Raw genomic sequence first — 8,687 nt, forward strand, 5'->3', positions numbered from 1 at the left:
GTACTGGATGAGCGCCTGCGTGGAGGCGTCCTGCGCAGCGAGGGCCTCGTCGTCGTGGAAGGCGGGCGTGATCTGCTTGGCGAGCTGCTTGCCCAGCTCGACGCCCCACTGGTCGTAGGAGTCCAGGCCCCAGACCGTGCCCTCGACGAAGGTGATGTGCTCGTAGAGCGCGATGAGCTCACCGAGCGCGTGCGGCGTCAGGTCGATGCCAAAGATCGAGGTCGTGGGCCGGTTGCCGGTGAAGCAGCGCGCGGGCACCATCCACTCGGCCGTGCCCTCGGCGCGAACCTCGTCGGCCGTCTTGCCAAAGGCGAGCGCCTTGGTCTGAGCGAGGTAGTTGCCCAGGAAGAGCTCGTGGACGTCCTGGTCGCCGTCCTTGGTTGGGTTGGGCGTGTTCACGAAGGCGATGAAGTCCGCCGGGATCATGCGGGTGCCCTGGTGGATGAGCTGGTAGAACGCGTGCTGGCCGTTGGTGCCCGGCTCGCCCCAGAAGATCTCGCCGGTGGCGGAGGTCACGGGGCTCCCGTCCCAGCGCACGCTCTTGCCGTTGGACTCCATCGTCAGCTGCTGGAGGTAGGCGGCAAAGCGGTGCAGGTACTGGTTGTAGGGCAGCACCGCGTGGCTCTCGGCGCCCCAGAAGTTGACGTACCAGACGTTGAGCAGGCCGAGCAGCGCCACCACGTTCTTCTCGAGCGGGGTCTTCTGGAAGTACTCGTCGAGGTCGTGGAAGCCCTTGAGGAAGCACTCGAAGCGCTCCGGCCCAAACGCGATGATGAGCGACAGGCCCACGGCGGAGTCCACGGAGTAGCGCCCGCCGACCCAGCTCCAGAAGCCGAAGGCGTTCTCCGGGTCGATGCCGAAGTCCGCCACCAGGTCGAGCGCCGTGGAGACGGCCACGAAGTGCTTCTTGATGGCCTCGGCGTCCTGCTCGGCGGAGCCGTCGATCGCGCCCTGGGCGCGCAGGGTCTCGAGCAGCCAGGTCTTGGCCTCGCGCGCGTTGGTGAGGGTCTCCAGCGTGGTGAACGTCTTGGAGACGATGATCACGAGCGTGGTCTCCGGGTCGAGGCCCTTGACCTTCTCGGCCATGTCGTTGGGGTCGATGTTGGAGACGTAGCGGCAGTCGATGCCGGCGTCGGCGTAGGGCTTGAGGGCCTCGTAGACCATGACGGGACCGAGGTCGGAGCCGCCGATGCCGATGGACATCACGTGCTCGATGCGCTTGCCCGTGACGCCCTTCCACTCGCCGGAGCGCACGCGCTCAGCAAAGGCGTACATGCGGTCGAGCACCTCGCGGACGTCGGCGACGCAGTCCTGGCCGTCCACGACGAGCGTGCCCTTCTCGGACGCGGGGCGACGCAGCGCCGTGTGCAGGACGGCACGGTCCTCGGTGGTGTTGATGTGCGCGCCGGCGTACATAGCGTCGCGGCGCTCCTCAAGGCCCACGGCGCGGGCAAGGTCGCACAGCAGCGCGAGGGTCTTCTCGTCCACGAGGTTCTTGGAGAGGTCGAAGTGCAGGTCGTCCATGTCAAAGGAGAGCTTGGAGACGCGCTCGGGGTCGGTGGCGAAGGCCTCCTTGAGCGAGAAGCCCGACGAGACCATCTCGTCGTGGTGGGCCTGGAGCGCGGACCAGGCGGGCGTGGTCGTGGCGTCAACGGGTGCTGCGAAGTCGGACATGGACGTGCTCCTTCCCGGGGAAGCTGCAGATGGGTTAAGGATACCGCGGGGCGCGGGGCGGCGCGACGAGAAGAGCGCCCTCCCGCTAGAACGGCTCGCCGAGCGGCGGGATCTGCTTGAGGCGCGCCCACATGACCTGCTTCTCGTGGGCGTCGGCGAGGGCCGCGGCAAAGCCCCCGAGGTTGAGGACGCGCATCCCGCAGACGTGCGCGAGGGCGCCCGGGGCGAGCATCGCCTCCTCGAGGCGCTCCAGGACGGCGAGGTCGTCGGCGTAGGCCTCGCGCACGAGCGCGGCGGCAGCCTCGTCGCAGCAGACGAGGGTGGCCGGGTCGAGCGCGGTCACGGCCTCGCGCAGCAGCGCGGCGTCGAGCGGGGCGCCGGCCGCGTCCAGCGTGAGCAGCCACGCCCAGTCCTCGGGCGCGTAGCCCAGCCGCTCGAGGGAGGCCCTGAGCGCTGCGCCGTCCGCGCCGGAGAACGGGGGCTCGCCGTCCTTCTCGGCCTGCGTGAGCTCGCCCTTGACGAGAAGGACGGCGGAGAACGCGTTGCCCCCGGCGCGCACGCCGCGCGCGGCCAGGGAGTCGAGCTCCGCCGTCGTCTTGTCCACGCACGCGCGCCGTCGCGCGTCCCGCTCCGATGCCATGCACCCTCCTCCAAACTTGCCTAAAAGGGGTCAGACCCCTTTTAGGCAACAGTTGCGAGCGAATCGGGGTATAAGCCCCAACAAGCACAGTCTATCAGGGAGGTTACCCATGGCCCAGGCAATCACCGCCGCCGAGTTCGACTCCGTCATCGCCGGTTCCGACAAGCCCGTCCTCGTGGACTTCTGGGCGTCGTGGTGCGGCCCGTGCCGCGCGCTCGGCCCCGTCGTCGACCAGATCGCGCAGGAGATGGCCGACCGCGTCACGGTCTACAAGTGCAACGTGGACGAGCAGGCCGAGCTCGCCACGCGCTTCGGCATCGTCTCCATCCCCACGCTGATCCTGTTCAAGGACGGCCACCCCGCGCACACGATGGTCGGCAACATGCCCAAGCCCGTGCTCGTCGGCGAGCTCGAGGCCAACCTCTAGGCATGTCGCGCACGCACGACCTGGCCCGGGGAGCCCGCGACGTCGCGCGCGGCTCCCTGGGCCTTCTTCGCGACAACCTGCGCGCGGTGGTTCTTCTCGGCGCGGCGCTGGTCTTTGTCTGGCTGCTCGGCGAGGTCGCGAGCGGGGAGATCCTGCGGCTGGACACCCTCGCCTACCAGCTCTTTGTCGAGCATCTGCGCTCGGACGCGCTGACGCCGGTCATGCAGGCCTTCACGTCGCTCGCCTCGGTGGTGGTGCTCGCGGTCATGGCCGCCGTCATCGCCGCGCTTGCGCCGGGCAAGGCGCCGGGCTGGTGCGTGGCCGTGAACCTGGTCTGCGTGGTCGTGCTCAACCAGCTGCTCAAGTACCTCGTGCAGCGGCCGCGCCCCGACGGGTTCCGCCTCGTCGCCGAGTCCGGCTACAGCTTCCCCTCGGGCCACTCGATGGTCGCGATGGCGTTCTTTGGCCTGCTCGTCTGGATGGTCTGGCGCTACCACCGCCGCGACGTCATGCGCGTGGTGTGGTGCGCCGTGTTTGGCCTCGTGATCGTCATGGTGGGCGTGAGCCGCATCTACCTGGGCGTCCATTACGCGTCGGACGTGCTCGCGGGCTTCTGCGTCTCGCTCGTGTGGCTGATCTTCTACACGCGCGTGGTGGCGCCGAGCTTCGTGGCCGTGGACGCGCCGCGCGGGGACGTCTGAGGTCCGGGATTTGGCGACCTTGTCCCGGGACGTTCCGGAAATCCGGGTTCTTGTCGCGTGGCGATCTAAGAAGTGCGGACCTTGACCCAGACGTGCGCGCGCGCAGCCGGGGTTTCTTGGACGAGAAGAGCCTCCCGGCGGGACAACGTCGCCAATTCCCGGAAGCCCGCGCGCCAAGGTCGCCCGTTTCTAGAAGGCCCCGCGACAAGGGCCCGATTTCCTAGAAACCCCAGCCGAGAAGAACCGCGCGCCCGCTACCCCAGCGTGATGAGCTGCGCGTCCGCCACGTGCCCGTCCTCCACGAAGATCCGCCCCATGGACGGCCGCGAGCGGCGCGGGTAGGTGGGGCTGCCGGGGTTCATGACCAGCACGCCGGTCCACTCGTCGCGCTCGAGCACGGGCGTGTGCGTGTGCCCAAAGATGGCGATGTCGCACATCTGCAGGTTGAGGCGGCGTCGGTAGTGGGTCACCTGCCACCTGAGCCCGCCGCCCAGAAAGACCAGCCGGTCCTTGACCATGGGGCCGTAGTCGTAGGCCCAGTCGTTGTTGCCGAGCGCCATCTTCACCGGCGCGATCTGGGAGAGCGTGCGGTAGTCGGACGCGGAGCACAGGTCGCCCGCGTGCACGATGACGTCGGCGCCGGCAAGCTCCGAGAGCAGCTCCGGGGAGAGGAAGCCGTGCGTGTCCGAGATGATGTCGAAGCGACGCGTGACCACGCGCGACCCCGCCCTAGAGGCCGAGCGCGCGCTTGAGCGCGACGACGCGGCGGCGCGAGACCGAGATCTTCTTGCCCTCGATGCCGTTAACGCCCAGCTGCAGGATGCCCGAGGAGATGACCTCCACGTCCTCCACGTACTCGAGGTTCACGATGTAGCCGCGGTGCACGCGGAAGAAGCCGTGCGGGGCGAGCTTCTGCTCGAGCTTGGCGAGCGAGATCGTGGACAGGAAGCGGTCGGTGTCCGTGTAGATGCAGGAGTAGTCGTCCTTGGCCTCGATGTAGCGGATCTGGTCGATGGGCACGAGCACCTTGCGCCCGCTCTTGACCACGGGGATGCGCTCCACCGAGGAGTGGCTCTGCGGCTGCGGCTTGGCGCGGGCCTGCACCTTGTCCAGGGCCTGGTTGAGGCGCTCGGGGTCCACAGGCTTCATCAGGTAGTCGATCGCGTCCACCTCGAAGGCCTCGAGCGCGTACTCGCTGTAGGCCGTCACAAAGACCACGGCGGGCGGGTTCTTGAGCTTGTGGAGGGCCTCGGCGAGCTGCATGCCGGAGGTCTTGGGCATCTGGATGTCGAGGAACATGACGTCGGCCTTGGCCTCCATCAGCTTCTCCACGGCCTCGCGGGCGCTGGACGCCTCGGTGACCGACTCGACCCTCCCCGTCTCGTCGAGCAGGAAGTGCAGCTCGGAGCGAGCCGGGGCCTCGTCGTCAACAATCATCGCACGCATGTGTCGATCCCTTCGTGTCCTTCCGCCGGCCTTGCGACCGGGTCCATCCTACTCGCTCCCGCCACGCGTCGCCACGAGGCGGTCCCGGCCGTGCGCGAGCCGCAGGGTGACGCAGGTCCCCTCGCCGGGCTTGGAGACGATCTCGACCCCGGAGCCCACGCCGAAGAAGCGCTCGACGCGCTCGGCGACGTTGCGCAGCGCCATGCCCGTGCCCTGCCCGGGGGCTGCCTGCGGGCGCGGCTCCGCAGCGGCGGCGAGCAGGCGGTCGGCCACCGCCTTGTCCATGCCGAGGCCGTCGTCGACCACGGCTATAAGAATATCATCACCGTCGGTCGCCACCTGTATGTCAATGTGGAGCGCGCCCTCGTCGCGCATCGCGTGGCGCACGGCGTTCTCGACGATCGGCTGCACCAGGAACGACGGCACCGGCAGCTCCCCGCAGCCCTTCTCGACCTGCTCGGTCTCCACGATGCGGTCCTCGCCGAAGCGGGCCTTCTCGATCTTGAGGTAGCGCCGCGTCTGCTCGAGCTCCTGGGAGAGCGAGATGAGCGTCTTCTCGGAGCTCTCCAGGGTCCGGCGGTAGAACGTCGAGAACTCCCTGAGCAGGTCGCGGGCCTTGGTGGGGTTGGTCCGCGTAAACGAGGCGATGGTGTTGAGCGTGTTGAAGAGGAAGTGCGGGTTGATCTGCGCCTGGAGCGCCTTGACCTCGGCGCGGGCGGTGAGCTCAGCCTGGCGGTCCAGCTCGTAGGAGGAGAGCTGCGTGGAGAGCAGCGACCCCAGCCCCTCGGCGATGGCGAGCTGCGTGCGGTCGATGTCCAGGTCGCGGCGGTAGTAGAGCTTGATCGTCCCCACGGCGCGCTCCTGCACGAAGAGCGGCACGATGAAGCCAAAGATGTGCCCGTCGCGCCGTCGCCCGACCGAGAAGCGCCGCACGTCCTGACTCTCCTGGTCCACCGAGACGAACGTCTCCATGCGCTTGCTCTCCAGGACCTCGAGGGTCGGCTTGGCGTTGGGGGTGCCCGGGACGTAGGGGGTGTCCACCGGCCCCTCGAGCGCGAGGACCCGCGCGGTGTCCGTGATGGCGATGCCCACCGCGCGCGTCTCGGGGAGCAGCAGCGCGCAGATCGCGCGGGCGTTCTCCTCCGTGAGACCGCCGCGCAGGTGCGCCAGCGTGCCGGTGGCCATGCGCAGTGTGCGCTCGGTCGCCTCGGAGCGCGTGTCGTCCGGGACCAGGTTGATCGCGCCGCCGAGGACGATCACGGCGGCGAAGCCGCAGCCGGCGAGCATCGCGATCGCCACGAGCCCGTCGCTCACGCTCTGCAGCAGCGCGGCGGCGAGCACGAGCGCGCACAGGACGAGCAGCCCGCCCGCGATCCAGCCCGAGGCGCGTCCGCGAAGGCCCATCAGCGATCGCCCCCCTGGACGGGGATGGCCCCCGTGTCGGCGAGCGGGTCGGCCCCGGGCGCGGCGGGCGTGGGCGGCGCGACCTGGCCGGTGCGCAGGATCGCGGAGGCGATCACGCGGTCGCCCCACAGCGCCGAGACGATCGTGGGCCACACCATGGCAAACGACAGGTAGCGCGAGCTCGCCGAGCGCGCGAACTTGTCCGCGTCGTAGCGGCCCTTGGTGAGGATGCGCAGGTAGGCAAGGCGGTCCGGCCCCGTGACCAGGCGGCGGAGCGCCGTGCGGAACACGCGGCGGCGCACGTCCGGAAACAGCCACGGCGCCGGGTAGGGCATCAGGGACTCGGGCGTGATCGTGCGCAGGTCGCGCCGGGCGTTCATCGCGTCGAGCTTGCGGTACTCGTAGAGCCAGCGGTGGACGTCCTGCATGAAGAGCGAGGGCGCGCCGGCCATCTCCTCGGGCGGCTGCGCCTCGACGTGCCACTCGTTGTCAAACCAGGCGTCCATGCCGTTCGCGCGCAGGTCGAGCACGTAGTCCAGGTCCTCGCCGCGCGTGATGTAGGGGTCGAAGGGCACCTTGGAGAAGGCCGCCGCGTGCAGCGCGCAGCACCCGCCGCACAGGTGGTTGGAGCGCGTGATGCGCGAAGAGCTCGTCTGGGCGCGCTCCATCACGCGGTTGAAGTCGGCGGCCTTGGACCAGTACTTCTCGCTCCAGGCGGTGGAGGGCTCCGCGTAGGGGCTGCCCAGCTCGTCCATGAAGAAGCCGCTCTTGACCAGGACCTGCAGGTTCTGGCGGGTCAGCGACCCCAGGCCCCAGACGGCCTTGGTGAGGAAGTCCTCGTCCGGGACGACCTCGTCATCGTCGAGAAAGACCACCACGTCGTGGCCCAGCACGGCGGCGACGGCCAGGCCCATGTTGCGGATGGCGCCATAGCCGCGCAGGGAGACGGTCTCCCCCGCCACGTGGTGCGCCATGCGCCCCACCGCGCGCTCGACGTGCGCGGCCTCGCGCGCGCCGATCACGAGCGGGTTGAGGTCGGCGTGGGCGCGGCAGATGCTGTTCACGCGGGCACGCGCCGCCTCCTCACAGCTCTGCGGCGCCACCACGAGCACGATCACGCGCAGGACACCGCTCACTCGCTCGAGCGAGGACAGGCAGACCTCCAGCTCGGGCAGGGGCTTGTCGATCGGCGTGGTGTAGTCGTACACGCCGCGCTCGCCGAGCGCCCCGGGACGCGCGCTGCGGTCCCAGTAGGAGGGGATGACAATGACGGGGTTCAAGCGCTAGCCCTTCCGGGGCGGCCGGGGGGCGTCGTCCTTCTCGCCCTCCCCGAGCGTGCGCGCGAGCCCCGTGCGAACGAGGGCCCGGTAGAGCGGCAGGCCGAGGACGTACATGACCACGGCCTCGCCCGCGCCGGTCGCGAGCAGGCCAAAGACGTACATGGCGGGATAGGCGCCGTCGATGGCGATGTTGGTGAACGGGATCGTGTAGAAGCCGACGCCCTGCAGCATGAGCGGCAGGTAGGCCGGGACGATCAGCGCGTTGGCGATCACGGGCCCGAGCAGGGCGAGCGCCGGGCGGCGGCGGTTGCGCCAGGTGAACCAGGCGCCGAGGACGGTGGCCAGGCTGCCGAAGACCACGTCGAGCATGCCGAGCATGCCGGTACCCGAGAGCACGATGTTGGCGAGGTTGGCGATCACGCAGCCGAGCGCGAGGCCAGGCACCGCGTCGGCCGTGAGCAGGGCGAGGGCGCAGACGGCCTCGGAGACGCGGAACTGCACCGGGCCCCAGGCCAGGCTGCCGAGGAAGAGCAACGCGACGAGGGTGAGGCTCGCGTAGACGGCGGCGATCATGCCGATGCGGGCGACGTGGCGGGCGCGCTCGACGGGCGCGACGGACGCGGCGGTGCTGGGGTGGGACAAGGGAACCTCCGATTGACGTGTTTGCCGGTGCTAATATTACCCCCAACACCACGCGGACGCACGGTTGCTAAAAAGGGGTCAGACCCCTTTTTAGCAACTTTGGAAGGAGCAGCATGAGGGCACGCACGAGGCTGGCCCGTCTCGCCGGCGCGCTGGCGCACTGGGGGACCGTGAACGTGGCGCACCGGGGCGGCGGCAACATCCCCGGCGCCGTGGCGCTGCGCGTGGACCCGGACGTCGTGCGCGAGCTCGGCGCCGACCTGGCTCCGCGCGTGGTGGTCACGGGGACCAACGGCAAGACCACCACGACCGGGCTTCTCGCTGACGCGCTCGCCTCGGGCGGCCGGGACGTGGTGTGCAACCGCGCGGGCAACAACATGGAGTCCGGCGTGGCGGCCGCGCTGGTGCTGGCCGGGGCGGGCGAGAAGGACGGCGGGCGCGCAGGCTGCTTCGAGTGCGACGAGCTCTACACC

The 8,687-nt window shown here is 69.6% G+C and carries 9 protein-coding genes and 1 pseudogene; 3 read left to right on the forward strand and 7 right to left on the reverse strand.

The window, feature by feature from the left end; all coding sequences use genetic code 11:
- Together pgi and H6A07_RS09605 are read right to left on the reverse strand one after the other, a co-directional pair.
- Nucleotides 1-1,674 (reverse strand): glucose-6-phosphate isomerase (gene pgi, locus H6A07_RS09600; protein ID WP_204814703.1); only part of this gene is annotated, 1,674 nt, incomplete at its 3' end.
- 85 nt (nucleotides 1,675-1,759) lie between these two features.
- Nucleotides 1,760-2,314, reverse strand: a complete 555-nt coding sequence (locus tag H6A07_RS09605; protein WP_204814704.1) for a hypothetical protein — start codon at nucleotides 2,312-2,314, stop codon at nucleotides 1,760-1,762.
- A gap of 109 nt (nucleotides 2,315-2,423) precedes the next feature.
- Between H6A07_RS09605 and trxA the strand changes: the two genes are divergently transcribed.
- The gene (gene trxA / locus H6A07_RS09610) at nucleotides 2,424-2,741 is read left to right on the forward strand and encodes a thioredoxin (protein ID WP_204814705.1); all 318 of its coding nucleotides are present in this window, start codon (nucleotides 2,424-2,426) and stop codon (nucleotides 2,739-2,741) included.
- Nucleotides 2,742-2,743: 2 nt separating this feature from the next.
- Nucleotides 2,744-3,442 carry a phosphatase PAP2 family protein gene (locus tag H6A07_RS09615; protein ID WP_204814706.1) on the forward strand — a complete coding sequence of 233 codons (699 nt, stop codon included), beginning with the start codon at nucleotides 2,744-2,746 and terminating at the stop codon, nucleotides 3,440-3,442.
- 254 nt (nucleotides 3,443-3,696) lie between these two features.
- Here the strand turns inward: H6A07_RS09615 and H6A07_RS09620 are convergent, their stop codons facing one another.
- From H6A07_RS09620 to H6A07_RS09640, 5 genes are read right to left on the reverse strand one after another with little or no spacing between them, the layout of a single operon-like run.
- On the reverse strand, nucleotides 3,697-4,158 hold the full coding sequence (locus tag H6A07_RS09620) for a YfcE family phosphodiesterase (protein WP_204814707.1): 462 nt from the start codon (nucleotides 4,156-4,158) through the stop codon (nucleotides 3,697-3,699).
- Nucleotides 4,159-4,171: 13 nt separating this feature from the next.
- A complete protein-coding gene (locus H6A07_RS09625; RefSeq protein ID WP_204814708.1) occupies nucleotides 4,172-4,888 on the reverse strand; it encodes a LytR/AlgR family response regulator transcription factor in 717 nt (238 codons plus the stop codon).
- 48 nt (nucleotides 4,889-4,936) lie between these two features.
- Nucleotides 4,937-6,292: a sensor histidine kinase gene (locus H6A07_RS09630; RefSeq protein ID WP_204814709.1), complete on the reverse strand. Its 1,356-nt coding sequence runs from the start codon at nucleotides 6,290-6,292 to the stop codon at nucleotides 4,937-4,939.
- Nucleotides 6,292-7,572 (reverse strand): hypothetical protein, encoded by a 1,281-nt coding sequence (locus H6A07_RS09635; RefSeq protein WP_204814710.1) that lies wholly within the window; start codon nucleotides 7,570-7,572, stop codon nucleotides 6,292-6,294. The genes H6A07_RS09630 and H6A07_RS09635 overlap by 1 nt, the downstream gene beginning before the upstream one ends.
- Before the next feature lie 3 nt (nucleotides 7,573-7,575).
- Nucleotides 7,576-8,145, reverse strand: a complete 570-nt coding sequence (locus H6A07_RS09640) for a QueT transporter family protein (protein WP_204814711.1) — start codon at nucleotides 8,143-8,145, stop codon at nucleotides 7,576-7,578.
- A 182-nt stretch (nucleotides 8,146-8,327) separates the two neighbouring features.
- Here H6A07_RS09640 and H6A07_RS09645 point away from each other — a divergent pair.
- Nucleotides 8,328-8,687, forward strand: a pseudogene (locus H6A07_RS09645) (Mur ligase family protein); the annotation flags it as partial.

Origin of the sequence: Olsenella uli (assembly GCF_016899935.1) — a bacterium.
Classification (GTDB): domain Bacteria; phylum Actinomycetota; class Coriobacteriia; order Coriobacteriales; family Atopobiaceae; genus Thermophilibacter; species Thermophilibacter uli_B.